Consider the following 26,539-nt stretch of genomic DNA (forward strand, 5'->3'; position numbering starts at 1 on the left):
TGGTTGAGCCCGACCGGGTGACGGTCGCGCTCATCAAGCGGTCATGGACGTCCTGTCGGTGACCGCGTGCGCCGTCGTGCCCGATCGCCGGGCGTCGCGGCGCTCGGCGATGAGGTGGTCGATGCTGAATCGGCCGGCGCCGACCACGGCCAGGACGAGAGCTCCGGCGCCGAGAGCAGCCACGAGCTCGAAGCCGCCGTCGTCGATGAACACGCCGTTGGGTGCGTGAACGAGCATGAAGGCGCCGAGCATGTCGAGGACGAGCAGCAGCCCGGCCACGGCGACCCCCGCGCCGACGACGAGTGCGGCGCCACCGAGCAGCTCGACGATCGCGGCGAAGAGCGCGGACGCCTGCGGGGCCGGCACGCCCATGCCGGCGAAGGAGTCGGCGGTGCCGGCGATGCCGAAGGTGAACAGCTTCTGGGCGCCGTGCGCGATGAACACGACCCCGAGCGCGATGCGCGCGATGAACAGGGCGACGTCCTTGGTCCAGGGACGGTTGGTCAGCATGAGAAAGGTGCCTTTCGTGGTTCGTGCGCGGGGCCGATCGAGGCGGGGGCGGCGCTGGGCGCCGCGGGGGAGGGGATGTCTGGCGATGACGGCGAACCCGCCGGTCCGGACGATCTCCTCGCCGGCGGCGAGGTGATGTCCGGGGAGCCGATCCCCTCGGGCTCGCGGGCGTGGCGCAGGGACCCGGTGTCGAGGGCTTGGCTCGTGTGGCCGAGGCCGATGATGCTGACCCGTCCCCCTGAGGCCGCTCCGACATACATTGTTGTACCTACAACCTTCGCGGCGACGTTACACGAGTTTGGTTGTCGGTTCAACCTTCGGACGGAACCATCGCCGCATGCCAGGACATCCCAGGGCCGGGCCGAGGGGAGCTCGCCGCCTGGGTCCGCTTCGCGCTCTCGCTCGAGCTGCTGCCCCCGCCACGACCAGGAAGCACCGAGCAGGGGTGGCCGGCGTGCGCGGACCGCCGGGTCGCGTCCACGGCGGATGGTGGAGACGACCCGGCAGGGCGGGAGGACGGTGTTGCGGTCATCCGTCGCCGGCGGGCACACCCGCCTGTGGCCGACTTGAGCAGCGAGTGCGGGGGATCGGTCCCAGAACGACATGGCCCGTGCAGGTCCCGCCGAGCCGTCAGCTCGCGCCGACACCGCTCCCGGTGACCCGTGCCGGCACATGGAGTCTTCGGGGCGAGAGCGCCCCGGGCTGACGTCGGCTGGCGGGACCTGCGCCATCGCGATGAGGCTCGCTGAACATCGGGGCATGGGGATGCGGAGCTGCGTGTGGGACGACGTCGTCCACGTGCGGGCCACGTGCTCACCGGTCCCGGCGTTGAGCCCCGTGCCGAGGCTCCGGGCGACATCCGCACGAGGTGATCGCCGGCCCATGTAGACGGCGTGCGTCGTGGAGGCGCGGGCATGCCTGAGGTGGTCCGCGATCGACCGCGGCTGTCAGCCCGTGATCCTCGAGCAGCGTGGCGACCGTCCGTCGCGCGGGTGTGCGGACGAACCACTCGAAGTCCGTCCCGCTCCGCGCCCGGCGCAGGTCCCGGTCGACGTCGTGGCACCGAGCACCGGGCAGCGCCCGGGCACCACGATGGGCCCATGACGCCCGCATCGATCGGCTCGGTCGTGCCGACGCCGTCCCCGTCGCCGACCGCCTCACCCGGACCCTCGGCGACCGGCGTGCCCACCGAGGCACCAGCGTCCCCGACACCGACCCCGACGTCGACATCGACATCGACATCGACGACCGAGCCGACTGACGTCCCCTCGGAAGAGCCGGAGGCCACCACCGAGCCCACGCAGTCCGCCGTCCCGGAGCCCGTACCCGAGACGACCGTGCCGTCCCCGTCGCCGTCGACGGTCACGCAGGTGCCACTACCCGCGCCGGTGCCGCCGTCGGTCACGACGTCGCAGATCCCGGCGACGATGGTGCTCGCCGCCGTCCTGGTGCTCGTGCTGACGACGCTCGGGGTCCTGCTGGTCCAACGGCAAGCCCGCCGCGCCCGGCGGGCCGAGGCGTCGGAGCAGCGAGGGACGGCCGGAACGGCGGGGACGACGTCGGTCCCCACGGTGCCCACACGGAGCGTCGAGGGTCCGGCGGCGGCCGACGACGTCGCCGGTCCCACCGGTGCGGCGGCTCGGAGCGACGCCGAGCTCGTGGCGTTCCTGCTGGCCCTGGGCGGCGCCATGCTCGACGCCGGGGCCCCCGTCGTGCAGGTCCAGGACTCCCTGCGCCGCGTGGCGGCGGTGAACGGGGCGAGCGCCGCCGAGACCGTGATCCTGCCGACCGCCCTGGTGATCTCCTCCTCGCAGGACGGCACGACGCACACCGCGGCCGCGGGCGCGGGTTCACGGGCGCTGCGGATCGACCAGGTGCACGGCGTGCTGGAGGTCGCCGAGCAGGCCCAGCGCCGACAGCTCACCCCGAACGACGGTCGGGCCCGCCTCGCCGAGCTGCTCGAGGTGGAGCCTCCGTACCGGCCGGCGAGCCGGCTGGTCGGGTACGTCGGGTTGGCCGCCGGCCTCGCGCTCGTCCTCGGCGGCTCGTTCGTCGACGTCCTGCTCGCCGGGGCGCTCGGCGCGGGCGTGGCCGCCGTTCAGGTCGGCGCCGGTCGATGGGCCTCGGTCTACCAGTCGCTGGTCGTCCTGGGCTGCGCCTTCGGCGTCGCCTGCGCGGCTCTGCTCCTGTCCCGGACAGGGCTGCAGACCAGCGCGCGCGTCGCGATGATCGCACCGCTGGTCACGTTCCTCCCCGGGGCGCTGCTCACCACCGGGGCGATCGACCTGGCCACCCGGCACATGGTGGCGGGCGCGGCACGGCTCGCGGGCGGCGGCATGCAGCTGCTGCTCCTCGCGCTGGGAATCACCGGCGCGGCGAACCTCGTGGGGGTGCCGTCGGCCGTGCTGGCCGGCGCGTCCGGCGGTCAGCCGCAGCTCGTGTGGCCGTGGGTCGGCGTGCTGCTCTACGGCCTGGGCGTCTGCCTGCACCACTGCGTCCGGCGGGAGGCGGTGGGGTGGATCCTCCTCGTGCTCCTCGTGGCCTACGCCGGGCAGGTGGTCGGCGGGGTGTTCTTCGGCGGAGCCGTGTCCGCCTTCGTCGGGGCACTGGCGATGACGCCGGTCGCGATGTTCGCGGCGGCGCGGCCAGCGGGGCCGCCCATGCTCGTCGCGATCCTGCCCGCCTTCTGGCTGCTGGTCCCCGGTGCTCTGAGCCTCGTGGGGCTGACCACCGTCGCCGGCGGCCAGGTTCAGGGGCTGGGAACCGTCGTGACCGCCGCCGCGACGATGGTGGCCATCTCGGTCGGTGTGCTGTCGGGGCTCGCGATCGGCTCGGGGCTCGGCACGACCAGCGACCGCCTGCGTGCCCTCGTCGGCCGGCGGGGAGTCGGCTGAGGTCCCCGGAGAGAGAGCAGGAGGGTCAGCCGACAGATCGGGTCGTCAGAACCGATGACCCGGCAGGGAAGCCGTGGGCTGTCGAGGCGCCCATGACGTACGGGGATGGAGAAAGCCCGACCCGGGGATCCGGTTCGGGCCTCTGACCTGCTGTGTTGCTGGTGGGCGATACTGGGATCGAACCAGTGACCTCTTCCGTGTCAGGGAAGCGCGCTACCGCTGCGCCAATCGCCCGTGCGGTACTACCTGTCGAGCTGCTCACTACGAGGTGGAGACGGGATTCGAACCCGTGTGGACGGCTTTGCAGGCCGCTGCCTCGCCTCTCGGCCACTCCACCGTGCGGGCCGGCTCTCGCGAGCCGGCCAACCGACCAGGAGTCGGACCACCGAGCGGACGACGGGATTCGAACCCGCGACCCTCACCTTGGCAAGGTGATGCTCTACCACTGAGCCACGTCCGCACGTCCCGACCCACCGTGTCTTTCGATCCGGTGCGCTGGGCGCGTCCCAGACTTTAGCCGACCCTCTCGGTGAGAGTCCAACCGGCCCCCCGGACGCCGACGGGGCGAGCCGGGGGACCGCGGGGTCCGGGCCGGTCAGTACGGTGACGGCGTGCCTGGACCCACCGACCGCCGGGACGCCGTCGCCCCCGCAGGGACGGGTCGGGATGAAAGCGCAGGTCAGGCGTGGTTCGCCGGGGTGCGGGCCCGGCGTCCGGTGCAGTGCGTGGACCTGCGCGCGGACGCCGCCACCGTCGCCCGCGGCGGGTTCTGGGCGGTGGTGGGGGACTTCGGCGGACCGGTGCGCGCGTGGCGCTTCGCCGACGTGAGCCGCGCCACACCGGGGGCCGACGTCGCCCCGCCGGCCCGTGCGGGGGCGCCCTGGGCGGCCTCGTCCGGACCGCGCCCGCACGACTGGACGACCTCCCTGGACCGCTCCAGCTACGTCGCCGCGGTCGAACGGGTCCGCCAGGCCGTGCGCGCCGGGGACGTCTACCAGGCCAACGTGTGCCGCGTCCTGTCCGCCCCGCTCGCCGGGTATGCGGGCCGGGAGCCGTCGGCGCAGGCGCTCTCCGCCGTCCTGGCCGCGGGGAACCCGGCGCCCTTCGCCGGCGGCGTGCACGTCCCGGCAGGCGTGGGCCTGCCCGCCACCTGGGTGGTGACCGCGTCCCCCGAGCTGTTCCTCCGCCTGGACGACGGCGTCCTCACCTCCGCCCCCATCAAGGGGACGGCGTCGACGCCGGACGGGCTGACCGCCAAGGACCGTGCCGAGAACGTCATGATCACCGACCTCGTCCGCAACGACCTGCAGCGGGTGTGCGCCCCCGGGACCGTCGAGGTCAGCTCGCTCCTGGACGTCGAGGAGCACCCTGGCCTGGTGCACCTGGTCTCGACCGTGCAGGGACGCCTCGCACCCGGTGTCGCGGCCGCGCCGGACCTCTGGGCCCGGGTGCTGGACGCGACGTACCCGCCCGGGTCGGTGTCCGGGGCGCCCAAGTCCGCCGCGCTGCGGCTCATCGCGGACCTGGAGCCCGTCCCGCGCGGCCCGTACTGCGGCGTCGTCGGGTGGATCGACGCGGACGGCGGGCGGGCCGAGCTCGCGGTCGGCATCCGGACGTTCTGGTGGACGGCCGATCCGCCGGGCGCCGGCGCACCGGGCACCGGCGCACCGGGCACCGGCACGCCGGGCACCCTGCGCTTCGGTACCGGCGCGGGGATCACGTGGGGGAGCGACCCGGCGGCGGAGTGGGAGGAGACCGAGCTCAAGGCGCGGCGCCTGATCGCCCTGGCCTCGGCGCCGGGCGGCACGCCAGACTGACGCCATGAGCATCGTGATCTGGTCCGGGGGACGTCTGCGCGGCGAGGACGAGGCGGTGGTGACCGCCGTCGACCACGGTCTGACGGTGGGGGACGGCGTCTTCGAGACGTGCGCCGTGCACGACGGCCGCGCGTTCGCCCTCACCCGGCACCTGCGCCGGCTGGAGCGCTCGGCGACCGGCCTCGGGCTGCCGGCCCCGGACGAAGACGAGATCCGCGCCGCGGTGGCCGCCGTCCTGGAGGCGGGCGGTCCGGAGATGGGCCGCGTGCGGATCACGGTCACCGCCGGACCGGGGCCGCTCGGCTCCAACCGCCTGCCGGCCGGCAGCGAGCGGCCGACCGTCGTGGTCGTCGCGGCGCCGGCGAGCACCGCCCGCACCGCCCGGGTCGCGCGCGTGCCGTGGGTGCGCAACGAGCGCTCCGCCGTCGCGGGTCTGAAGACGACGTCCTACGCCGACAACGTGGTGGCGCTGGCGTACGCGGCCGAGCGGGGCGCGGACGAGGCGCTGTTCGCGAACACCGTCGGGGACCTGTGCGAGGGGACCGGCTCCAACGTCGTCGTCGAGGTCGGCGGGGAGCTGCTCACCCCGCCGCTGTCCAGCGGCTGCCTGGCCGGGATCACCCGCGAGCTCATGCTCGAGTGGTGTGCCGCGGACGGGATGCCCGTGCGCGAGTCGGCGCCCGGCGAGCTGCGGATGGAGGTGCTCGACGACGTCCTGGCCGGACGGGCGCAGCTCGCCCTCACGTCGTCCACGCGCAACGTGCAGCCGGTGGCCAACCTCGACGGCACGGACGTCGGTCCGGGCGAGCTCAGCGTGCAGGCGCAGAAGCTCTTCGAGACGCGGCTGGCGGACGACGTCGACCCCTGACCCGGCCGGCCCACGTGGGCCGTCCGCGGACGACGAACGACCCCTGGACGCCGTCGGCCAGGGGTCGTTCGTCTCCTGCGGCGGCGGGGCGCGCCGGTGCAGGGGTCAGGCGGTGAGCAGGGCCGCGATGAGGGCGCTGATCTCCGGGTCCATCCGGCTGCTCTCGCCGCCGAAGGGGACGAGCTGCTGCGTGGTCTCCACGAACCGCTCGACCGGCTCGGCCGGTGCGGCCAGGAGCGCATCGCCCTCGACCCCGCTGAGCGAGATGAGCACGTACGCGGGGTCGTCGTCGCGCCAGACCCGCACGTCGCCGGTGCCGGCGGGTGCGTCCTGGGTGGCGTGGATGCCCTGGGCCAGCAGCTCGCGCCCGATGAGCCACGTGGACATCGAGTGCGGGCCGGTGAACACGGCACGGACGGTGTAGGGGTCGGCGGCGCGGAACCCGAGCTCCGCAGTCACGCCGAGCACGGACGCGTCCGACAGGACTAGCTGCATCGTCACCACTTCGACGACGTCGAACGGGCGGACTGCCATCGTCGCCTCCTTCTCGGGTAAGTCCGGAGATTACGCGAGGTCAGTGCCCGCACGGCATGGTTACGGGCTTGTTTCACCCAGGTGGCGGGGTGCGGGGTCACCGGTTCGGAATATCGGTCCGCCTCCGCTAACGTATCTCCCGTCGCCGGGCGGACCGCTCCGCACGGGCGTCGACGGGCGATTGGCTCAGTGGTAGAGCGCCTCGTTCACACCGAGGAGGTCACTGGTTCGAACCCAGTATCGCCCACACGTCGTCCCAGGTCAGGCCCCACCTCTGGTGGGGCCTGACCTATGTGCGCAGGTGCTGCGGCCGGCCCTCGATCCGCCCGGCCGGACGACGGCAGCCCGACGGGACCCGGCCGCCGCGACGGCCGTTCGCTAGCCTCGTCGGGGCCTGCGGCGGGTCGCGTGGCTCGGGTACGGCGAGAGCGGGGGCGGTCATGACGGACGCCTCCGGGGACCGGCCGGACCGGCCCGACCGCTCCCACCGCGGCGAGGCCGCTGCGGCACGGAGCCCCGCCCACCGGAGTCCGCGGCTGGTCGCCGTGGTGGCCGCCGGTGGCGCTCTGGGTACCGCCGCCCGCTACGCGGTGAGCTCTCTGGCGCCCGACGACACGTGGCCGTGGGGCACGTGGAGCGTCAACGTGGTGGGCGCGCTCGGGCTCGGGGTCCTGCTGGGGTGGCTCGCGCTGCGCGGCCCCGACGAGGGCCGCCGCCGCGAGGTCCGCCTGCTGGTCGGGACAGGGTTCCTCGGCGGCTTCACCACCTACAGCGCGCTCGCGGTCGAGACGCAGGGGCTGCTGGCGGCCGGCCGGGACGGCACGGCCCTCGCGTACGCGCTCTCCACCGCGGTCCTCGGCCTGGCCGCCTCGCTGGGCGGCCTGCGGATCGGGGCGACCGGCGCACGGCGGCTCGAGCGCGCGCGATCGGCACCCGAGGCCGCCGGCCCCGCCGCCGTCGCGCCGGGGGAGCAGCCGTGATCGTCCTGGTCGTCGCGCTCGCCGGCGGGGCGGGCGCCGCAGCCCGGTTCGTGGTCGACGGGCTGCTGCGTGCGCGGTCCCGCTCCGCGGTCCCGGTCGGCACGATGGTCGTCAATCTCACCGGGGCGTTCGCGCTCGGCTTCCTCACCGGCTGGCTCGCCGGCGGGCTGCCGTCGACGGCGTGGACCGTGGCGGGGACGGGCTTCCTCGGCGGCTACACCACGTTCAGCACCGCCAGCGTGGAGACGGCCCTGCTCCTCGAGCGCCGGCAGTGGCGGGCGGCGCTCGTCAACGCGGTGGGGATGCTGGTCGCCGCGGTCGCGCTCGCCGCGCTGGGCGTCGGCTGCGGACAGCTCCTTCGGTAGCGGGGTCCCGGCGGCCGCCGGACGGTCCGCCCGGCCCACGGCGGTCCCGTCGGCCACCCGAGGCGATCCGGGCGTCGTCGCCCGCCTCGGTAGCATGCGTCGACGCGTCGTCCCCGGCGCGCGAGCCACCCCGAGGAGATCCCACCGTGTCTGCACCGTCCGATCAGATGCTGTCCCTGACCGTCGACGGAGCCGAGGTCACGGTCGAGACGGGCACCACGGGCACGGACCTGTTCGCCCAGCGCCGCGACGTCGTCGTCGTCCGGGTCGACGGCGAGCTGCGGGACCTGCACCTGCCCCTGACCGGCGGCAGCGTGGTGGAGGCGGTGACGATCGACTCGCCCGACGGCCTCGCCGTGCTGCGGCACTCGGCGGCGCACGTGCTCGCCCAGGCGGTGCAGGAGGTCGACCCCGCCGCGAAGCTGGGCATCGGCCCGCCGATCACGGACGGCTTCTACTACGACTTCGACGTCCGGACCCCGTTCACCCCGGAGGACCTCAAGGCGCTGGAGAAGGCGATGCAGCGCATCGTCAAGGAGGGTCAGACCTTCCGCCGGTGGGACGTCACCGAGGACGAGGCGCGTGCCGAGCTCGCCGACGAGCCGTACAAGCTCGAGCTCATCGGCCTCAAGGGCACCAGCTCCGACGACGAGTCGTCCGTCGAGGTCGGCCTGGGCGGGCTGAGCATCTACCAGAACGTCAAGCGTGACGGGACCGTCGCCTGGCAGGACCTGTGCCGCGGCCCGCACCTGCCCAGCACCCGGCTGATCGCGAACGGGTTCCAGCTGACCCGGTCGGCGGCCGCCTACTGGCGCGGGTCGGAGAAGAACCCGCAGCTGCAGCGCGTGTACGGCACCGCGTGGCCCACCAAGGACGAGCTGCGCGCCTACCTGGACCGCCTCGCCGAGGCCGAGCGCCGCGACCACCGGCGCCTGGGCGCCGAGCTGGACCTGTTCTCCTTCCCGGACGAGCTCGGGTCCGGCCTGCCGGTGTTCCACCCCAAGGGCGGGGTCGTGCGCGCCGAGATGGAGGAGTACTCGCGCCGCCGGCACGTCGAGGCCGGGTACTCGTTCGTCAACACCCCGCACATCACCAAGGGCCGGCTGTACGAGGTCTCCGGGCACCTGGACTGGTACCGCGACGGGATGTTCCCGCCCATGCACGTGGACGCCGAGCTGGACGACGACGGCACCGTCCGCAAGCCGGGGCAGGACTACTACCTCAAGCCGATGAACTGCCCCATGCACAACCTGATCTTCGCCGCCCGGGGCCGCTCCTACCGCGAGCTGCCGCTGCGGCTGTTCGAGTTCGGCACCGTGTACCGGTACGAGAAGTCCGGCGTCATCCACGGCCTGACCCGTGTGCGTGGGCTGACCCAGGACGACGCCCACATCTACTGCACGCGCGAGCAGATGAAGGACGAGCTCACCTCGACGCTCGAGTTCGTCCTGTCGCTGCTGAAGGACTACGGCCTGGAGGACTTCTACCTCGAGCTGTCGACCCGCAACCCCGACAAGTCCGTGGGCAGCGAGGAGCTGTGGGAGGAGGCGACGCGCACGCTGCAGGAGGTCGGGACGGCGTCGGGCCTGGAGCTCGTCCCCGACCCGGGCGGCGCGGCGTTCTACGGCCCGAAGATCTCCGTCCAGGCCCGCGACGCCATCGGCCGGACCTGGCAGATGTCCACCATCCAGCTCGACTTCAACCTGCCGGAGCGGTTCGACCTGGAGTACGCCGCCTCGGACGGCACCCGGCAGCGCCCGGTGATGATCCACCGGGCCCTGTTCGGGTCGGTGGAGCGGTTCTTCGGCGTCCTGCTCGAGCACTACGCCGGGGCGTTCCCGGCGTGGCTGGCGCCCGTGCAGGTCGTCGCCGTGCCGGTGGCGGAGCCGTTCAACGACTACCTGGCCGACGTCGTCGCCCAGCTGCGCGCGCACGGCGTCCGCGCCGAGCTGGACACGTCCGAGGACCGCTTCGGCAAGAAGATCCGCACCGCCAGCACGCAGAAGATCCCGTTCGTGCTGATCGCCGGTGGTGACGACGTCGACGCCGGCGCGGTGTCCTTCCGCTACCGCGACGGCCGCCAGGACAACGGCGTGCCGGTCGCGGAGGCGGTCGAGCGCATCCTCGCCGCCGTCCGCGACCGCGTGCAGGTCTGAGCGTGGCAGCGGGGGAGCCCGACGGCGGCACCGGCCACCCGGGGGCACCCGGCGGCGGCGCCTACCCGGGTGAGCCGGACGGGTTCGAGCGGCTGTGGACGCCGCACCGGATGGTGTACATCGGCGGTCAGGACAAGCCCGCCGACGACACCGGCCCCCGGTGCCCGTTCTGCCGCGCCCCGACGCAGAAGGACGCGGAGTCGCTCGTCGTCGCCCGGGGCACGCACGCCTACGTGATCCTCAACCTGTACCCCTACAACCCCGGCCACCTCATGGTGCTGCCGTACCGGCACGTCGCGGGGTACACCGAGCTCACCCCGGAGGAGACCGTCGAGGTGGCGCAGCTCACGCAGACCGCCATCCGCGTGCTCACCGCCGTGTCGGCCCCGCACGGGTTCAACCTCGGCATGAACCAGGGTGCGGTCGCCGGCGCCGGGATCGCCGCCCACCTGCACCAACACGTCGTGCCGCGGTGGGGCGGGGACGCGAACTTCCTGCCGATCATCGGTCGCACCAAGGCGCTGCCCGAGCTGCTCGGCGACACGCGCGCCCGGCTGGCGGCGGCCTGGCCTGCACCGGCCGACGACCTGACCAGGGGATGATCGACGCGTGCTGAACCGACTGCGCGGCGGCCTGGCCAGGGTCATGACGCCGATCGCCGACCTGCTCCTCGCCCGCGGCGTCTCACCCGACGCGGTGACCGTCGCCGGGACCGTCGCGGTCGTGCTGACCGCGCTGACCGCCTACCCGACCGGGCACCTGCTGGCGGGGAGCCTCGTCATCGGCCTGCTGGTGCTGACCGACTCCCTGGACGGCCTCATGGCGCGGCGCTCGGGGCGCAGCAGCTCCTGGGGCGCGTTCCTGGACTCGACCCTGGACCGCTTCGGCGACGCGGCGATCTTCGCCGGCCTCGTCGTGTGGTTCACCGGCGACGGCGACCACCGCGCGGCGGCGCTCCTCGCGCTGACCTGCCTCGTGCTGAGCTCGGTGGTCCCGTACGCCCGGGCGCGCGCGGAGGGGCTGGGGATGACCGCCGCGGTGGGGATCGCCGAGCGCGCCGACCGGCTGCTGGCGGTGCTGGTGGCGACCACGCTCGTCGGGGCCGGGCTGCCGGTGACCGTCCTCGTCGTGGTCCTGGCGCTGCTCGCGCTCGCCAGCGCGGTCACCGTGGTGCAGCGGATGGCTGCCGTCCGCCGGCAGGCGCAGGTGCTGCGGTGAACGTCGGGCAGCTGCTGCCCGTCGCCTGGCGGGTCGCGCGGTTCGTGCCCGAGCCCGTCCTGCGCGGCGCCGCGGCCCTCGGGGCCGACCTCGTCTGGTGGCGCCGCGGCGGCGGGGTGCGCCAGCTCGAGCGCAACCTGGCCCGGGCGCGCCCGGACCTGCCCGCCACCGCGGTGCGCCGGCTGTCCCGCGAGGGGATGCGGTCCTACCTGCGGTACTACGCCGAGGCGTTCACCCTGGCGTCGTTCACCCCCGCCCAGACGGACGCCCGCGTGCGCGCGCTCGGCGTCGAGGGGCTGCGGACCGAGCTCGACGCCGGACGCGCCGTGGTGCTGGCGCTGGGCCACATGGGCAACTGGGACCTCGCCGGCGCCTGGGCCACCCGGGCGATCGCGCCGGTCACCACCGTCGCCGAGAAGCTCGAGCCCGAGGCGGCGTTCCGGGAGTTCCTCGCCTTCCGCGAGGGGATCGGGCTGGAGATCATCCCGCTGGACGGGTCCGGCGGCGAGGTGTTCCGGCGCCTGGTGCGCGCCGTGCGCGCCGGTCCCCGGCTCGTCCCGCTGCTGGCGGACCGCGACCTGACCGCGCGCGGCGTGGAGGTGCAGCTGTTCGGCCAGACCGCGCGCGTCGCCGCCGGGCCGGCCGCGCTGGCGCTGTCGACCGGCGCACGCCTGTCCCCGGTGACCATCCGCTACGAGCGGCTCACCGGGGCGCGCCGCCGGGCGGCCGGGTCGCCGTGGGGCGTCGTCGTCACGTTCCACCCCGCGCTGCCGGTGCCCCGCGACCTGCCGCGCGCGGAGCAGGTCGCCGCGCTGACCCAGGGCTGGGTCGACGTCGTCGCCGCCGGGATCGCGGAGCACCCGCAGGACTGGCACATGCTCCAGAAGGTCTTCGTCGCGGACCTCGACCCGGCCCGGTACGCGGCCACGGTCGCGGACGCCGGGCCCGCGGACGCCGGGGCCGCCGGGGCCGCCGGGCCCGCGGACGCCGGAGCCGCCCGGTGAGCGGGGCGCACGGACGGCCGCTGCGCATCGGCCTGGTCTGCCCGTACTCCTTCGACGTGCCCGGCGGGGTGCAGTTCCACGTCCGGGACCTCGCCGAGGCGCTCATCGCCCGCGGGCACAGCGTGTCGGTCCTCGCGCCCGCCGACGACGAGACGCCGATCCCGCCGTACATGACGTCCGCGGGCCGCGCGGTGCCGGTCCGCTACAACGGGGCCGTCGCCCGGATGACGTTCGGCCCGCTGACCGCGGCCCGGGTGCGGCGGTGGCTGACCGCGGGGGAGTTCGACGTCCTGCACCTGCACGAGCCGGTCACCCCGAGCCTGGGGATGCTCGCGCTGTGGTTCGCCGACGGGCCGATCGTCGCCACCATGCACACCGCGCTCACCCGCTCCCGCGGGCTGCAGATGGCCTACCCCGTCGTGCGGCAGAGCCTGGAGAAGATCTCCGCCCGGATCGCGGTGTCCGAGGACGCCCGCCGCACGCTCGTCGAGCACATGGGCGGCGACGCGGTGGTCATCCCCAACGGCGTGTACGTCGACCACTTCACGCGCGCGACCCCCGACGCGCGGTGGACCGGCACGCCGGACGCCCCCACCGTCGCGTTCCTCGGTCGGCTCGACGAGTCGCGCAAGGGCCTGCCCGTGCTGCTCGACGCGGTGCCCGCGGTGCTCCGGGCGAGGCCCGGCACCCGCTTCCTCGTCGCCGGCCGCGGCGACACCGGTCCCGACGAGGTGCGCGCGCTGCTCGGCGACGACGACGCCCGCGCGGTGGAGTTCCTCGGCTCGATCACCGACGCGGAGAAGGCGGCGCTGCTGCGGTCCGTCGACGTCTACTGCGCGCCCCAGACCGGCGGGGAGAGCTTCGGCATCGTGCTGGTCGAGGCGATGAGCGCCGGCGCCGCCGTCGTGGCCAGCGACCTCGGCGCCTTCCGCCGCGTGCTGGACGACGGAACCGCGGGCACCCTGTTCCGGACCGGCGACCCGGCCGACCTGGCCGCCACCCTGCTGCGCGTGCTGGACGACGACGGCCTGCGCGAGAAGGCGCGCGACCACGCGTCCGACGTCGTCCGGCGCTACGACTGGTCGCACGTCACCGACGAGGTGCTCACCGTCTACGAGATGGTGACCGCCGGCAGCAGCGGACGGCAGGTCGGGGAGGACCCGTCGTCGCGGCGCGCCGGGTTCGGCCGCCTGGTCCGCAGCGACCGGTGGGAGCGCTGATGACGGCGGAGTGGGGCGTGGCGGAGTGGGGCCTGCTCGCCACGGCCGCCCTCGTGCTGCTGGTCTGGGCGGTGTGGGTCGAGGCGTCGCGGCTGGACCGGCTGCACCGCAAGGTCTCCGCGTCGCTGGGCGTGCTCGAGACGCAGCTCGTCCGACGCGCGTCGGTGTCCGTCGAGCTCGCCTCGAGCGGCCTGCTGGACCCGGTCAGCTCCGTGCTCGTCGGCGAGGCGGCGTTCGCGGCCCTGGACGCCAGCGGCGAGGGGACCGGCACGCTGACGTCGCTGCCGCCCGAGCTCGTGCGCATCGTCGCCGAGCAGGGGGACGTCCCGCCCCGGGCGACCGCGGGAGCCGCCGCCGGCCGGACGGCCGTCGTCGACCGGAGCCAGGTCGAGAGCGAGCTGTCCGCGACGCTGCGCGCCGCCCTGGAGGACGCCGACGAGGTCGCCGAGATCCGCGCCCAGCCGGGCGGCGCCGTCCTGGTCGAGGCGCTCGCGGCCGCCTGGTTCCGGGTCCAGCTGGCGCGGCGGTTCCACAACGAGGCCGTCGCCCAGACCCGCCGCGTGCGCGGCAAGACGCTGGTCCGGTGGCTGCGCCTGGCCGGCCACGCCGCCCTGCCGGACCCGTTCGACGTCGACGACGCCTGGCCGCCCGCACTGGGCCGGCCGGGCGCCTCGGCCCGTGCACCCGAGGTCTAGGATGGACGGCGAGCGCGTGAGTCGGCCGCGCACGTCGACACCCTGACCCGACCCGATCTGTGAGGCCCGTAGTGACCAGCGAGAACAGCCAGAACACCGTCGGCACCGCGAAGGTCAAGCGGGGCATGGCGGAGATGCTCAAGGGCGGCGTCATCATGGACGTGGTGACCGCCGAGCAGGCGAAGATCGCCGAGGACGCCGGCGCCGTCGCCGTCATGGCGCTGGAGCGGGTGCCCGCCGACATCCGCGCCCAGGGCGGTGTCGCGCGGATGAGCGACCCCGACCTCATCGACGCGATCATCAACACCGTCTCCATCCCGGTGATGGCCAAGGCCCGCATCGGCCACTTCGTCGAGGCCCAGGTCCTGCAGTCGCTCGGCGTCGACTACGTCGACGAGTCCGAGGTGCTCACCCCGGCCGACTACGCGCACCACATCGACAAGTGGGCGTTCACCGTCCCGTTCGTGTGCGGCGCCACCAACCTCGGCGAGGCGCTGCGCCGCATCACCGAGGGCGCGGCGATGATCCGCTCCAAGGGCGAGGCCGGCACGGGCGACGTCTCCAACGCGACCACGCACATGCGCACGCTGCGCGACGAGATCCGCCGCCTGACCTCCCTGCCCGAGGACGAGCTGTACCTGGCCGCCAAGGAGCTGCAGGCGCCGTACGACCTCGTCAAGGAGGTCGCGACCGCCGGCAAGCTCCCGGTCGTGCTCTTCACCGCCGGCGGCATCGCGACGCCCGCCGACGCCGCGATGATGATGCAGCTGGGCGCGGAGGGCGTGTTCGTGGGCTCCGGGATCTTCAAGTCCGGCAACCCCGCCGAGCGCGCCGCGGCCGTCGTCAAGGCCACGACGTTCTACGACGACCCCGACGTCATCGCGAAGGTCTCGCGCGGGCTGGGTGAGGCGATGGTCGGCATCAACGTCTCCGACGTCCCGGTGCCGCACCGGCTGGCCGAGCGCGGCTGGTGACCTCGGCCGTCGCACCGGACCCGGGCGCCGCACCGGGTCCCGCGGCCGACCCGCGCCCGGCGGCCGACGACGACGCGTCGTCGGCCCCGGCGCGCGGCCCCGTCCACGGGCTGGGGCCGGAGTGGGAGACCGGGCCCGACGGTGTGCGGTTCCGCAACGCCGCCCGGGTGATCCTGCTCGACGAGCAGGACCGGGTGCTGCTGCTGCACGGGTGCGACGCCGACCAGCGTGAGCGCACCTGGTGGTTCACGGTCGGGGGCGGCATCGACGCGGGGGAGTCCGCGCTGGACGCCGCCGTGCGCGAGCTGTGGGAGGAGACCGGGCTGACGGTGCCCGCGGCGGACCTCGTCGGGCCGGTGTTCAGCCGCAGCGCCGAGTTCGACTTCTACCGCGAGACCTGCCGGCAGGACGAGCTGTTCTTCCTCGCCCGCCTGCCGCGCCAGGGCGCGGGTGCGGCCCCCTTCACCCGTGACGCCTGGACCGACATCGAGCTCGAGACGATCGACGAGCTGCGGTGGTGGGACCTGGACGACCTCGCGGCGCTCGACGAGGAGGTCTTCCCGCACGGGCTGCCGGACCTGGTCCGGGGCCTGCTCGACGGGTGGGACGGGGTCACGCGCCCGCTGTCGGTGTGACCCCCACCACCGGACCGCTCCCGCGCGCGAGGTGCGGCCGGCCCGGACGTAGAGTCCTGTGCCCGTGACACGACCCCGGATCGGTGTGCTTGCCCTGCAGGGCGACGTCCGCGAGCACCTCGCGGCGCTCGAGGAGAGCGGCGCGGAGGCCGTGCCCGTGCGGCGGGAGAGCGAGCTGGCCACCGTCGACGGGCTCGTCATCCCCGGCGGCGAGTCGACCACCATCGAGAAGCTGCTGCGGGCCTTCGACCTGTTCGAGCCGGTCCGCGAGCGGCTGCGCGAGGGGCTGCCCGCCTACGGGTCCTGCGCCGGGATGATCCTGCTCGCCGACCGCGTCGTCGGCGGGACGTCCGACCAGACGACGCTCGGCGGGTTGGACATCACCGTCCGGCGCAACGCCTTCGGGCGGCAGGTCGACTCGTTCGAGACCGACCTCGACGTGGCCGGGATCGACGGCGAGCCCGTGCACGCGGTGTTCATCCGCGCTCCGTGGGTCGAGGAGGTCGGGTCCGGCGCGCAGGTGCTCGCCGCGGTCGGGGAGGGCGCGGCCGCCGGTAGGATCGTCGCGGTGCGACAGGGCGGGATCCTGGCGACCTCCTTCCACCCGGAGGTCACCGGCGATCACCGCGTGCACCGCCTGTTCGTGCAGATCGTCCGCGAGAGCCTGGACGCCGCCCCCGGCCACGACGCCGAGGGCTGACGTCTCGAGCGCGTCCGGGCGCAGACGGAGGAGCAACACAGATGTCAGGTCACTCCAAGTGGGCCACCACCAAGCACAAGAAGGCCGTGGTCGACGCCAAGCGGAGCAAGCTGTTCGCCAAGCTCATCAAGAACATCGAGGTCGCCGCGCGCACCGGCGGCGGTGACCTCAACGGCAACCCGACGCTGTTCGACGCCGTCCAGAAGGCCAAGAAGTCCTCGGTCCCCAACGACAACATCGACCGGGCGCTCAAGCGCGGGTCCGGCCAGGAGGCCGGCGGCGCGGAGTACGCCACGATCATGTACGAGGGCTACGGCGCCGGCGGGATCGCCGTGCTGGTCGAGTGCCTGACGGACAACCGCAACCGCGCCGCGTCCGACGTCCGGGTGGCGTTCACGCGCAACGGCGGCCAGATGGCCGACCCCGGCTCGGTGTCGTACCTGTTCTCCCGCAAGGGCGTCGTCGTCGTCCCCAAGGCCGACGGCGTCACCGAGGACTCCGTGATGGAGGCCGTGCTGGACGCCGGCGCCGAGGAGGTCAACGACTACGGCGACACCTTCGAGATCCTGACCGAGGCGACCGACCTCGTGCCGGTCCGGACCGCGCTGCAGGACGCCGGCATCGAGTACGACTCGGCGGACGTCGTGTTCCACCCCGCCACGCAGATCGAGGTCGACGCCGAGGGCGCGCGCAAGATCCTGCGGCTCGTCGACGCTCTGGAGGACCTCGACGACGTGCAGGAGGTCTACGCGAACTTCGACGCGTCCGACGAGGTCATGGCCGAGCTGGAGGACGACTGACGGGTCGACGCACGGCGGTGCGCCGCGGCCGGCGTCCGCACCGCCACACCGCCCGGCGTCCACGGTCCCACCCTCCCGACCTGGGAGAGTGAGGCCGTGCGTGTTCTCGGCGTGGACCCCGGCCTGACCCGGTGCGGCCTCGGCGTCGTCGACGCCCTGCCGGCCCGCCGCGCCGCGCTGGTGGCGGTCGGGGTCGCCCGGTCCTCCTCGACCGACGACCTGGACCTGCGCCTGCTCGCGATCTTCGAGCAGATCGAGGAGTGGCTGGACCGGCACGCACCGGACGTCGTGGCCGTGGAGCGCTACTTCGCGTCCGACAGCGTGAGCACCGTCATCGGCACCGCCCAGGTCGCCGGCGTCGCCATGCTCGCCGCGGCACGCCGCAAGATCCCGGTCGCGCTGCACACCCCGAGCGAGGTGAAGGCCGCCGTCACCGGCTCCGGGCGCGCCGACAAGACGCAGGTGCAGCGGATGGTCGCCCAGATCCTCGGGCTCGCCGAGCTGCCCAGGCCGGCCGACGCCGCCGACGCGCTCGCCCTGGCCGTGTGCCACCTGTGGCGACCGGCCGGGGCGCTGGCCTCGCCCCAGCGGCCGGTGCAGTCCATGACCGCGGCGCAGCGCGCCTGGGCGGCCGCCGAGCACGCGGCGCGTCGGCCCACCCGGGGCTGATCCGCGCGCGTTACGGTGGGCGCCGTTCGTACAGGTGTTCGTCGGGTGGTGGTCTCGCGCCCGGGATGAAGGGGGACGTGCTCGGTGATCGCCTCGGTTCGCGGCACGGTGCAGGCTGTCAGGCTGGACGGCGCCGTCGTCGAGGTGGGCGGGGTCGGGCTGCTCGTCCACGCGACCCCCACCACGCTGGGCTCACTGCGGGTGGGTGCCGACGCCACCCTGGCGACGAGCCTGGTGGTGCGCGAGGACTCCCTGACGCTGTTCGGCTTCGCCGACGCCGACGAGCGCTCGGTCTTCGAGGCCGTGCAGACCGTCTCGGGCGTGGGTCCCCGGCTGGCGCTGGCGATGCTGGCGGTGCACAGCCCCGACACGCTGCGCCGGGCGGTGGCCACCGAGGACCTCACCGCGCTCAAGCGCGTCCCGGGCATCGGCCACAAGGGCGCGCAGCGGATCGTCCTGGAGCTCGCGGGCAGGCTCGGTGCGCCGACCGACCTGCCGGGCGCCGCACCGGTGCCCGCCGCCGCCCGGGGCGACCGGCGCGGTGAGGTGGTCGACGCGCTGGTCGGCCTGGGCTGGAACGCCAAGGCCGCCGAGGACGCCGTGTCCGGCGTCGTGGACGAGAGCGCCCCGCCCGTGAGCGACGCCGACGTCGCCGGGGTGCTGCGCGCGGCGCTCCGGGCGCTGGGGTCCGGCCGTGGCTGACGACCCCGGTGTGACCACCGAGCGGCTCGTCCAGCCGGGCGCGGACGACCTGGAGCGGGCCGCCGAGGCGGCGCTGCGCCCCCGGCGGCTGGAGGAGTTCGTCGGCCAGCGCGTGGTCCGCGACCAGCTCTCCCTGGTGCTGCAGGCGGCGCTGGGCCGCGGACGCGCACCGGACCACGTGCTGCTGTCCGGACCGCCCGGGCTGGGCAAGACGACGCTCGCGATGATCATCGCGGCCGAGCTCGGCGCGCCGCTGCGGCTCACGTCCGGCCCCGCCATCCAGCACGCCGGGGACCTGGCCGCCGTGCTGTCCTCCCTGGAGGAGGGCGAGGTGCTCTTCCTCGACGAGATCCACCGCCTGGCGCGGCCCGCCGAGGAGCTGCTCTACGTCGCGATGGAGGACTTCCGCGTCGACGTCGTCGTCGGCAAGGGGGCGGGCGCCAGCGCGATCCCGCTCGCCCTGCCACCGTTCACCGTGGTCGGCGCCACGACCCGTGCCGGGCTGCTGCCGGCGCCGCTGCGGGACCGCTTCGGCTTCACCGGGCACCTGGACTTCTACGACGCCGAGGAGCTCGAGCGCGTGCTCGTGCGCTCCGCGCGGCTGCTGGGCGTGGAGCTCCACGCCGACGCCGCGGCGGAGGTCGCCTCGCGCTCGCGCGGCACCCCCCGCATCGCCAACCGGCTGCTGCGCCGGGTCCGCGACTGGGCGCAGGTGCGCGGCGACGGGCGGCTGGACCTCGCGGCCGCGCGGGCGGCGCTGGAGGTCTACGAGGTCGACGCGCTGGGCCTGGACCGGCTCGACCGCGCGGTGCTGACCGCCCTGTGCACCCGGTTCGGCGGCGGCCCGGTCGGCCTGACGACGCTGGCGGTCGCCGTGGGGGAGGAGCCCGAGACCGTCGAGACCGTCGCGGAGCCCTTCCTCGTCCGTGAGGGGCTGGTCGGCCGGACGCCACGCGGGCGGGTCGCGATGCCCGGCGCCTGGACGCACCTGGGCCTGACCCCGCCGACGCCCACCGACACGCTGTTCGGCTGACCGGACGGTCAGCTCGCGGGAACCCGGCCGGTGCGCCAGGCCGTTGGGAGTGCGAACCGGCGGCGCCTAGACTGCGCTCGACACCCTCGACCCGAAAAGACGTGCTCCCATGGAAATGCTCCTGCCCTTCGCTCTCGTGATCGGCGTGATGTGGCTCATGACGAGCCGCAACCGCAAGATGCAGCGGCAGGCGGCGGACTTCCGCGCCAACCTCGAGGTGGGCCAGGAGGTCATGACGGGGTCCGGCCTGTACGGGACCATCGTCGCCGTCGACGGTGACACGATCACGCTCGAGTCGACCCCCGGCAACCAGAGCCGGTGGATCCGCGCGGCGATCGCCAAGCTCGTCCCCCCGGCCGAGGAGCTCGTGGACGACGACGTCGACGGGACCGCGGGCGCGACCGCCGTCGCGGACACCTCGCTGACCACGGGCGACGACGCCCACCGCGCGGTGCAGGACTACGGGACCGCGCCGCGGGTCGACCGCATCGACGTCCCGGACGACCTGTCGACGCTCGACGACCGCCGTCGCCCCGGGGACGCACCCGAGCCCCGATGACCCGGCCGGCGCGTCCCGCGCGCCACCGCTGACAGCCCACTCCCGCCGCCCGCACCCCGCGGGCCATGCGCGCACGAGAAGAGACACTCACGTTGGCCTCCACCACACGCCGCTCACGGCCCGTCCGGACGCTGGTCACGCTCGCCGTGATGCTCGCGGCCCTCTTCGGGGCGATCGCCGCGGGGACCCAGATGTCGAACGCCTCCTGGACCCCGAACCTGGCGCTCGACCTCGAGGGCGGCACCCAGCTCATCCTCACGCCGGTCGCCGACGACGGTGCGGAGATCACCGACGAGACGATCGCCCAGGCGATCGAGGTCATCCGCCAGCGGGTGGACTCCTCGGGGGTCGCCGAGGCCGAGATCACCAGCCAGGGCGGCAGCAACATCGTCGTCGCGCTGCCCGGCAACCCGTCCGAGGAGACGCTGGACCTGGTCCGCACGTCCGCGCAGATGCGGTTCCGTCCCGTGCTGACCATCACCGCGCCGACGCCGGCCGCGACGCCGACCGACACCTCCGCCTTCGTGCCGAAGGAGGCCGCGGACTCCCCGTCCGACGTCGCGTTCTACCTGACCCCGGAGGTCCAGGGGCAGCTCGACGCCCTGGACTGCACCGACCCGGCGAACCTCGCCGGCGGCACCAGCGGGCCCGACGACGCCCCGCTGGTCACCTGCCAGGTGGACGGGTCCGCGAAGTACCTGCTCGGGCCGGTGGAGCTGCGCGGTGACGACCTGGACAACGCGACGTCCGGCCTGCGCACCACCCAGACCGGCGCCGTGACGAACGAGTGGGTCGTCAACCTCGAGTTCGACGGCGCCGGGACGGACGTCTTCCGCGACGTCACCACGCGCCTGCAGTCCCTGCCCGCGCCGACGAACCAGTTCGCGATGGTGCTCGACGGCCTCGTGATCTCGGCGCCGGGGCTGAGCCCCGGCGTCATCATCTCCGACGGCCGCGCGGAGATCTCCGGGACGTTCGACCGGGAGTCCGCGGCGACGCTGGCGAACCAGCTGAACTTCGGGGCGCTGCCGCTGACGTTCCAGGTGCAGAGCGAGGAGCAGATCTCCGCGACGCTCGGCTCCGAGCAGCTGCAGAAGGGCCTCATCGCCGGCCTCATCGGCCTGGCGCTCGTCGCGGTCTACTCGCTGTTCCAGTACCGGGCGCTGGGTCTGGTGACGATCGCGTCGCTGCTGGTCGCGGGCGTGCTGACCTACGGCGTCATCGCGCTGCTCTCCTGGCTGCAGGGATACCGCCTGAGCCTGCCCGGTGTGGCGGGCCTGATCGTGGCGATCGGGATCACCGCCGACTCGTTCATCGTCTACTTCGAGCGCATCCGCGACGAGCTCCGCGACGGCCGGACGCTCGTCGGCGCCGTCGACCGGGGCTGGCAGCGCGCGCGGCGCACCATCCTCGCGTCCGACGCGGTCAACTTCCTCGCCGCGATCGTCCTGTACGTGCTGGCCGTCGGCGGGGTGCGCGGGTTCGCGTTCACGCTCGGCCTGACCACGCTGCTCGACCTGCTCGTGGTGTTCCTGTTCACCCGTCCGGTCATGCAGCTCATCGCCCGCACGCGGTTCTTCGGCGAGGGGCACCCCCTCTCCGGCCTGGACCCGCGCCGCCTGGGCGCGCGTGGCCCGCACTACGCCGGCCGCGGCCGCGTCGCGCCGGCCACCGGCCCGATGGTCACCCCGCCCCTCGGGTCCGGCGGTGCCGCCGCGGGCACGCTCGCCGGCACGCCCACCACCGGCACGCTCACCACCGGCACGCCCACCACGCGTCCGGCGGACGCCCCGCCCGGCGAGGGCACCGGCACCGAGGCGGTGCCCGTCCCGGTCGCCGGCGGCAGCACCCGGCTCGTCGTCGACGGTGCCCCGGGCGGCGCCGGCATGACGATCGCCGAGCGCCGGGCCGCCGCGCGCGCCGCCGAGCGCGCGCGCGCCGCGTCGGCGGCTCCGGCGTCCACCGACCAGCAGAGCACCGAGGGGAGCGGTTCCTGATGGCCGCCAGCGGATTCGCCCAGTGGGGCAACGACCTGTACACGGGCCGCAGGTCCTACGACATCGTGGGGCTGCGGCGCCGGTGGTACGCCATCGCGCTGGCGCTGGTCCTCGCGTCGGCGGCGCTGCTGCTGACCAAGGGCCTCAACCCGGGCATCGAGTTCCGTGGCGGGTCGCAGTTCACCGTCTCGGGTGCGCGGACCGTGGAGCAGCAGCCGGCGATCGACGCCGTCGCAGAGGTGTCGCCCACGGAGGAGGCCCGCGTCTCCACGGTCGGTGACGACGCGATCCGCGTGCAGACCGCTGCGCTGTCCGCCGAGGAGGTCACCGAGGTGCGCGGCGCGCTGGCGAGCGCCTACGGCGTCTCCGAGGACGAGGTCACCAGCTCGTTCATCGGTCCCAGCTGGGGGAAGGACGTCTCCAGCAAGGCCATCACCGGCCTCATCGCCTTCCTCGCGCTCGTCACCGTGGTCATGACCCTGTACTTCCGCGCGTGGCGCATGGCCGTGGCGGCGCTGCTCGCGCTCGCCCACGACCTCGTCATCACCGTCGGGATCTACGCGCTGGTCGGCTGGGAGGTCACCCCCGCCACGGTGATCGGCTTCCTGACGATCCTCGGGTACTCCATCTACGACACGGTCGTGGTGTTCGACAAGGTCCGGGAGAACACGCAGGGCGTGCTGGAGCAGTCCCGCTCGACCTACGGCGAGCAGGCGAACCTCGCGGTGAACCAGACCCTCGTGCGCTCGATCAACACCTCGGTCGTCGCCGTGCTGCCGGTCGCGGCGATCCTGTTCGTCGGCGCGTTCCTGCTCGGCGCCGGCACGCTGCGGGACATCGCGCTGGCGCTGTTCGTCGGCATGATCGTGGGGACGTTCTCCTCGGTCTTCCTCGCGACGCCGCTGGAGGTCACGCTGCGCGGGCGCGAGGCCCGCATCGCCGGCCACACCGCGCGCGTGCTCGAGGCGCGCGGCGTCAAGGCCCCCGCCGCCGACGGCGAGCCCGCCGCCGTGGGCACGGGCACGGGCCCGACGCACGGCGCCACGCGGCTCGAGCCGGGTCACCACCTGGGCGCCGCCGCGCAGCCCAGGCGCCGACGGACGGGACGTCGGTAGGCGTGGACGCCACCACGCTGGCCGGGCGCAGCCGCGCCCTGATCCGCGACGTCCCCGACTACCCCCGCGCCGGGGTGACCTTCAAGGACATCACGCCGCTGCTGGCGGACGGGCCGGCGTTCTCGGCGGTCGTCACCGAGCTGGCCGAGCGGACGCGGGCGCTCGGCGGCGTGGACCTGGTCGCCGGCATGGAGGCGCGCGGGTTCATCCTCGGCGCGCCGGTCGCCGCCGCGCTGGGCGTCGGGTTCGTCCCGGTCCGCAAGGCCGGCAAGCTGCCCGGCCCGACGCTGGCGGCGGCGTTCAGGCTGGAGTACGGCGACGCCACGATCGAGGTCCGGCCCGACACCATCCCCGACGGCGCACGCGTGCTGGTGCTCGACGACGTCCTGGCCACCGGCGGGACGGCCGCGGCGACCGCCGACCTCGTCGAGCGTGCCGGCGGCGTCGTGGCCGGCCTGGCGTTCCTGCTGGAGCTCACCTTCCTCGCCGGCCGCGACCGGCTGGCCGGGCGCCACCTGGACGTGCTGCTGACCGAGGCCTGATACCGGCCGACCACCTGCCGGGATCCTGCACGGGGGACACGCGCCCGTGGGGGCACGCCCCACCCGGCGGGCACCTGCGCCCGGCGCCGCCCGTGGTCGTAGACTTGATCGATGCACATCGCCGGGAGGGTCGGATGAGCGAGGACGCACGCGCCACGGGCCAGGTGGAGCCCGTCGGCACGGACGCCCTCATCGCGCCGGAGCCGGTCGTGGACGGCGTCGGCGCCGGTGGCAGCCGGGTCCGCTCCCGGCTCGTGCGCTTCGGCACGCGGCACAGCCCGGCGACGCCCAGCCTCGGGCCGCTGATGCACGCGATCCGGACGAACCACCCCAAGGCCGACCTCAGCGTGATCGAGCGGGCCTACGCGGTCGCCGAGCAGGCGCACCGCGGGCAGATGCGCAAGAGCGGCGACCCGTACATCACGCACCCGGTCGCGGTCGCCACCATCCTCGCCGAGCTCGGGATGACGACCGCCACGCTGGCCGCGGCCCTGCTGCACGACACCGTCGAGGACACCGAGTACTCCCTCGACCAGCTCCGCAAGGACTTCGGGCCCGAGGTCGCGATGCTGGTCGACGGCGTCACCAAGCTGGACAAGGTCAGCTACGGCGACGCCGCGCAGGCCGAGACCGTCCGCAAGATGGTCGTCGCGATGGCCCGCGACATCCGGGTGCTGGTCATCAAACTCGCGGACCGGCTGCACAACGCCCGGACCTGGAAGTTCGTCCCGGCCGCGTCGGCCGAGCGCAAGGCCCGCGAGACGCTGGAGATCTACGCCCCGCTGGCGCACCGCCTGGGGATGAACACCATCAAGTGGGAGCTCGAGGACCTGTCGTTCGCGACCCTCTACCCCAAGGTGTACGACGAGATCGTCCGGCTCGTCGCCGAGCGCGCACCGGCCCGCGAGGAGTACCTCGCCGTCGTGCGCGACCAGGTGGGCCAGGACCTGCGGGCCGCGAAGATGAAGGCCACGGTCAGCGGCCGACCCAAGCACTACTACTCGATCTACCAGAAGATGATCGTCCGCGGCCGCGACTTCGCCGACATCTACGACCTGGTGGGCGTGCGCGTCCTGGTCGAGTCGGTCCGGGACTGCTACGCCGCCCTGGGCGCCCTGCACGCGCGGTGGAACCCGGTGCCGGGGCGCTTCAAGGACTACATCGCGATGCCCAAGTTCAACCTCTACCAGTCGTTGCACACGACCGTGATCGGCCCCGGCGGCAAGCCCGTCGAGATCCAGATCCGCACGCACGACATGCACCGGCGGGCGGAGTACGGCGTCGCCGCGCACTGGAAGTACAAGGAGGTCGCCAAGGGCCAGCAGTCCCCGGTCACGGACGCGGCCGGGAACGACATGGCGTGGCTGCGTCAGCTCGTCGACTGGCAGAAGGAGACCGCGGACCCCTCGGAGTTCCTGGACTCGCTGCGCTTCGAGATCGCCGGCGCCGAGGTCTACGTCTTCACCCCCAAGGGCGACGTCATCGCGCTGCCCGCCGGCTCCACGCCGGTCGACTTCGCCTACGCCGTCCACACCGAGGTGGGGCACCGGACCATGGGCGCGCGGGTCAACGGCCGCCTGGTCCCGCTGGACTCCACGCTGGAGAACGGCGACGTCATCGACGTCTTCACGTCCAAGTCCGAGACCGCCGGGCCCAGCCGTGACTGGCTGACCTTCGTCAAGAGCCCCCGTGCCCGCAACAAGATCCGCCAGTGGTTCTCCAAGGAGCGCCGCGAGGAGGCGATCGAGCAGGGCAAGGACGCCATCGCCAAGGCGATGCGCAAGCAGAACCTGCCCATCCAGCGCCTGCTGTCCCACGAGTCCCTGGTCGGCCTCGCGCACGAGATGCGGTACGCGGACGTGTCCGGCCTGTACGCCGCGATCGGCGAGGGCCAGGTGTCCGCCGCGACCGTCGTGCAGCGGCTCGTGCACGCCATGGGCGGGGAGACCGGCGCCGAGGAGGACATCGCCGAGACCGCGCGTCCGGGCCGGACCGCGCGCCGCGTGCGCACCGGCGACCCGGGCGTCGAGGTCAAGGGCATGGACGACATCTGGGTGAAGCTCGCCAAGTGCTGCACCCCCGTCCCGGGCGACCAGATCATGGGCTTCGTCACCCGCGGGGCGGGTGTCAGCGTGCACCGCACGGACTGCGTCAACGTCGAGAGCCTGCGCGCGCAGCCCGAGCGCATCGTGGACGTCAGCTGGAACTCCGGCGGGTCCACGCTGTTCCTCGTGCAGATCCAGGTCGAGGCGCTGGACCGCAGCCGGCTGCTGTCCGACGTCACCCGGGTGCTGTCCGACCACCACGTCGACATCCTGTCGGCGACCGTGTCCACGACCCGGGACCGTGTGGCGATGTCGAAGTTCGTGTTCGAGATGGCCGAGCCCAGCCACCTGGCGTCCCTGCTCACCGCCGTCCGGAAGATCGACGGCGTCTTCGACGTCTACCGGATCACCGGCTCCAAGGCGGCCGGCGTCCCGGCGCGGCCCACGGGCAGCCGGACACCCTGACACCCTGACGCCGACTCACGGCGGGCGGCCGGCCCGCCCGCC

The 26,539-nt window shown here is 74.1% G+C and carries 26 protein-coding genes and 4 tRNA genes; 25 read left to right on the forward strand and 5 right to left on the reverse strand.

What is annotated here, in order from left to right:
* Positions 1-33: 33 nt before the first annotated feature.
* The gene (locus tag CAE01nite_RS05390) at positions 34-510 is read right to left on the reverse strand and encodes a DoxX family protein (protein ID WP_146901078.1); all 477 of its coding nucleotides are present in this window, start codon (positions 508-510) and stop codon (positions 34-36) included.
* A 970-nt stretch (positions 511-1,480) separates the two neighbouring features.
* Here CAE01nite_RS05390 and CAE01nite_RS05395 point away from each other — a divergent pair.
* Together CAE01nite_RS05395 and CAE01nite_RS05400 are read left to right on the forward strand one after the other, a co-directional pair.
* Positions 1,481-1,771, forward strand: a complete 291-nt coding sequence (locus CAE01nite_RS05395; RefSeq protein WP_146901081.1) for a hypothetical protein — start codon at positions 1,481-1,483, stop codon at positions 1,769-1,771.
* Between the two features lie 109 nt (positions 1,772-1,880).
* Entirely contained in the window at positions 1,881-3,404 is a 1,524-nt protein-coding gene (locus CAE01nite_RS05400; protein WP_146901082.1) for a threonine/serine exporter family protein, read from the forward strand.
* 159 nt (positions 3,405-3,563) lie between these two features.
* Here CAE01nite_RS05400 and CAE01nite_RS05405 read toward each other — a convergent pair.
* From CAE01nite_RS05405 to CAE01nite_RS05415, 3 genes are all read right to left on the reverse strand, one after another.
* Positions 3,564-3,638, reverse strand: a tRNA-Val gene (locus CAE01nite_RS05405).
* Between the two features lie 32 nt (positions 3,639-3,670).
* Positions 3,671-3,741, reverse strand: a tRNA-Cys gene (locus CAE01nite_RS05410).
* Between the two features lie 51 nt (positions 3,742-3,792).
* A tRNA-Gly gene (locus tag CAE01nite_RS05415) sits at positions 3,793-3,864 on the reverse strand.
* 151 nt (positions 3,865-4,015) lie between these two features.
* Between CAE01nite_RS05415 and CAE01nite_RS05420 the strand changes: the two genes are divergently transcribed.
* Positions 4,016-5,221, forward strand: a complete 1,206-nt coding sequence (locus tag CAE01nite_RS05420) for a chorismate-binding protein (RefSeq protein WP_371862885.1) — start codon at positions 4,016-4,018, stop codon at positions 5,219-5,221.
* 4 nt (positions 5,222-5,225) lie between these two features.
* Complete coding sequence (locus tag CAE01nite_RS05425; RefSeq protein WP_146901085.1) at positions 5,226-6,089, forward strand: aminotransferase class IV; 864 nt, start codon at positions 5,226-5,228, stop codon at positions 6,087-6,089.
* Between the two features lie 105 nt (positions 6,090-6,194).
* On the opposite strand, the gene CAE01nite_RS05430 is transcribed toward CAE01nite_RS05425, so the two are convergent.
* Positions 6,195-6,623, reverse strand: a complete 429-nt coding sequence (locus CAE01nite_RS05430; protein WP_146901088.1) for an SsgA family sporulation/cell division regulator — start codon at positions 6,621-6,623, stop codon at positions 6,195-6,197.
* Positions 6,624-6,798: 175 nt separating this feature from the next.
* On the opposite strand from CAE01nite_RS05430, the gene CAE01nite_RS05435 reads away from it, so the two are divergent.
* The 21 genes from CAE01nite_RS05435 to CAE01nite_RS05535 all read left to right on the forward strand — a co-directional run bounded on the left by CAE01nite_RS05435 (position 6,799) and on the right by CAE01nite_RS05535 (position 26,497).
* Positions 6,799-6,870 (forward strand) — tRNA-Val (locus CAE01nite_RS05435).
* 193 nt (positions 6,871-7,063) lie between these two features.
* Positions 7,064-7,603 carry a fluoride efflux transporter FluC gene (locus CAE01nite_RS05440; protein ID WP_146901091.1) on the forward strand — a complete coding sequence of 180 codons (540 nt, stop codon included), beginning with the start codon at positions 7,064-7,066 and terminating at the stop codon, positions 7,601-7,603.
* On the forward strand, positions 7,600-7,968 hold the full coding sequence (locus CAE01nite_RS05445) for a fluoride efflux transporter FluC (RefSeq protein WP_146901094.1): 369 nt from the start codon (positions 7,600-7,602) through the stop codon (positions 7,966-7,968). Before CAE01nite_RS05440 ends, CAE01nite_RS05445 begins: the two co-directional genes overlap by 4 nt.
* 167 nt (positions 7,969-8,135) lie before the next feature.
* On the forward strand, positions 8,136-10,124 hold the full coding sequence (thrS, locus tag CAE01nite_RS05450) for a threonine--tRNA ligase (RefSeq protein ID WP_146901164.1): 1,989 nt from the start codon (positions 8,136-8,138) through the stop codon (positions 10,122-10,124).
* Positions 10,125-10,126: 2 nt separating this feature from the next.
* A complete protein-coding gene (locus CAE01nite_RS05455) occupies positions 10,127-10,726 on the forward strand; it encodes an HIT family protein (protein ID WP_371862886.1) in 600 nt (199 codons plus the stop codon).
* 7 nt (positions 10,727-10,733) lie between these two features.
* The gene (gene pgsA / locus CAE01nite_RS05460) at positions 10,734-11,342 is read left to right on the forward strand and encodes a phosphatidylinositol phosphate synthase (RefSeq protein ID WP_146901097.1); all 609 of its coding nucleotides are present in this window, start codon (positions 10,734-10,736) and stop codon (positions 11,340-11,342) included.
* Complete coding sequence (locus CAE01nite_RS05465) at positions 11,339-12,346, forward strand: phosphatidylinositol mannoside acyltransferase (protein ID WP_146901100.1); 1,008 nt, start codon at positions 11,339-11,341, stop codon at positions 12,344-12,346. Before pgsA ends, CAE01nite_RS05465 begins: the two co-directional genes overlap by 4 nt.
* Positions 12,347-12,366: 20 nt before the next feature.
* Positions 12,367-13,566, forward strand: a complete 1,200-nt coding sequence (locus CAE01nite_RS05470; protein ID WP_146901170.1) for a glycosyltransferase family 4 protein — start codon at positions 12,367-12,369, stop codon at positions 13,564-13,566.
* Positions 13,566-14,261: a hypothetical protein gene (locus CAE01nite_RS05475; RefSeq protein WP_146901103.1), complete on the forward strand. Its 696-nt coding sequence runs from the start codon at positions 13,566-13,568 to the stop codon at positions 14,259-14,261. Before CAE01nite_RS05470 ends, CAE01nite_RS05475 begins: the two co-directional genes overlap by 1 nt.
* A 71-nt stretch (positions 14,262-14,332) precedes the next feature.
* A complete protein-coding gene (gene pdxS, locus CAE01nite_RS05480; RefSeq protein ID WP_146901106.1) occupies positions 14,333-15,235 on the forward strand; it encodes a pyridoxal 5'-phosphate synthase lyase subunit PdxS in 903 nt (300 codons plus the stop codon).
* The gene (locus tag CAE01nite_RS05485; protein WP_146901108.1) at positions 15,232-15,870 is read left to right on the forward strand and encodes an NUDIX hydrolase; all 639 of its coding nucleotides are present in this window, start codon (positions 15,232-15,234) and stop codon (positions 15,868-15,870) included. Before pdxS ends, CAE01nite_RS05485 begins: the two co-directional genes overlap by 4 nt.
* 64 nt (positions 15,871-15,934) lie before the next feature.
* Positions 15,935-16,570: a pyridoxal 5'-phosphate synthase glutaminase subunit PdxT gene (gene pdxT / locus CAE01nite_RS05490; protein ID WP_146901111.1), complete on the forward strand. Its 636-nt coding sequence runs from the start codon at positions 15,935-15,937 to the stop codon at positions 16,568-16,570.
* 41 nt (positions 16,571-16,611) lie between these two features.
* A complete protein-coding gene (locus tag CAE01nite_RS05495) occupies positions 16,612-17,370 on the forward strand; it encodes a YebC/PmpR family DNA-binding transcriptional regulator (protein WP_146901114.1) in 759 nt (252 codons plus the stop codon).
* 96 nt (positions 17,371-17,466) lie between these two features.
* Positions 17,467-18,039 carry a crossover junction endodeoxyribonuclease RuvC gene (ruvC, locus tag CAE01nite_RS05500; RefSeq protein WP_146901117.1) on the forward strand — a complete coding sequence of 191 codons (573 nt, stop codon included), beginning with the start codon at positions 17,467-17,469 and terminating at the stop codon, positions 18,037-18,039.
* A gap of 84 nt (positions 18,040-18,123) precedes the next feature.
* On the forward strand, positions 18,124-18,741 hold the full coding sequence (ruvA, locus tag CAE01nite_RS05505; protein ID WP_146901120.1) for a Holliday junction branch migration protein RuvA: 618 nt from the start codon (positions 18,124-18,126) through the stop codon (positions 18,739-18,741).
* Complete coding sequence (gene ruvB / locus CAE01nite_RS05510; RefSeq protein ID WP_146901123.1) at positions 18,734-19,774, forward strand: Holliday junction branch migration DNA helicase RuvB; 1,041 nt, start codon at positions 18,734-18,736, stop codon at positions 19,772-19,774. The genes ruvA and ruvB overlap by 8 nt, the downstream gene beginning before the upstream one ends.
* 109 nt (positions 19,775-19,883) lie before the next feature.
* Positions 19,884-20,333: a preprotein translocase subunit YajC gene (yajC, locus tag CAE01nite_RS05515; protein ID WP_146901125.1), complete on the forward strand. Its 450-nt coding sequence runs from the start codon at positions 19,884-19,886 to the stop codon at positions 20,331-20,333.
* Between the two features lie 149 nt (positions 20,334-20,482).
* Complete coding sequence (gene secD / locus CAE01nite_RS05520; RefSeq protein ID WP_246131025.1) at positions 20,483-22,330, forward strand: protein translocase subunit SecD; 1,848 nt, start codon at positions 20,483-20,485, stop codon at positions 22,328-22,330.
* Positions 22,330-23,445 (forward strand): protein translocase subunit SecF, encoded by a 1,116-nt coding sequence (secF, locus tag CAE01nite_RS05525; protein WP_146901147.1) that lies wholly within the window; start codon positions 22,330-22,332, stop codon positions 23,443-23,445. The genes secD and secF overlap by 1 nt, the downstream gene beginning before the upstream one ends.
* Positions 23,446-23,447: 2 nt before the next feature.
* Positions 23,448-23,987 carry an adenine phosphoribosyltransferase gene (locus CAE01nite_RS05530; RefSeq protein WP_186816433.1) on the forward strand — a complete coding sequence of 180 codons (540 nt, stop codon included), beginning with the start codon at positions 23,448-23,450 and terminating at the stop codon, positions 23,985-23,987.
* Between the two features lie 134 nt (positions 23,988-24,121).
* The gene (locus tag CAE01nite_RS05535) at positions 24,122-26,497 is read left to right on the forward strand and encodes a RelA/SpoT family protein (protein ID WP_186816434.1); all 2,376 of its coding nucleotides are present in this window, start codon (positions 24,122-24,124) and stop codon (positions 26,495-26,497) included.
* Positions 26,498-26,539: the final 42 nt, after the last annotated feature.

The organism is Cellulomonas aerilata (assembly GCF_007991755.1).
Taxonomy (GTDB): Bacteria; Actinomycetota; Actinomycetes; order Actinomycetales; family Cellulomonadaceae; genus Pengzhenrongella; species Pengzhenrongella aerilata.

Bases quoted from the DNA above. Each gene is read 5' to 3' on its own strand.
- CAE01nite_RS05390 (WP_146901078.1), bottom strand. From the start codon at position 510: ATGCTGACCAACCGTCCCTGGACCAAGGACGTCGCCCTGTTCATCGCG.
- CAE01nite_RS05425 (WP_146901085.1), top strand. From the start codon at position 5,226: ATGAGCATCGTGATCTGGTCCGGGGGACGTCTGCGCGGCGAGGACGAG.
- CAE01nite_RS05430 (WP_146901088.1), bottom strand. From the start codon at position 6,623: ATGGCAGTCCGCCCGTTCGACGTCGTCGAAGTGGTGACGATGCAGCTA.
- CAE01nite_RS05440 (WP_146901091.1), top strand. From the start codon at position 7,064: ATGACGGACGCCTCCGGGGACCGGCCGGACCGGCCCGACCGCTCCCAC.
- thrS (WP_146901164.1), top strand. From the start codon at position 8,136: ATGCTGTCCCTGACCGTCGACGGAGCCGAGGTCACGGTCGAGACGGGC.
- CAE01nite_RS05475 (WP_146901103.1), top strand. From the start codon at position 13,566: ATGACGGCGGAGTGGGGCGTGGCGGAGTGGGGCCTGCTCGCCACGGCC.
- CAE01nite_RS05495 (WP_146901114.1), top strand. From the start codon at position 16,612: ATGTCAGGTCACTCCAAGTGGGCCACCACCAAGCACAAGAAGGCCGTG.
- yajC (WP_146901125.1), top strand. From the start codon at position 19,884: ATGGAAATGCTCCTGCCCTTCGCTCTCGTGATCGGCGTGATGTGGCTC.
- secD (WP_246131025.1), top strand. From the start codon at position 20,483: ATGCTCGCGGCCCTCTTCGGGGCGATCGCCGCGGGGACCCAGATGTCG.
- secF (WP_146901147.1), top strand. From the start codon at position 22,330: ATGGCCGCCAGCGGATTCGCCCAGTGGGGCAACGACCTGTACACGGGC.
- CAE01nite_RS05535 (WP_186816434.1), top strand. From the start codon at position 24,122: ATGAGCGAGGACGCACGCGCCACGGGCCAGGTGGAGCCCGTCGGCACG.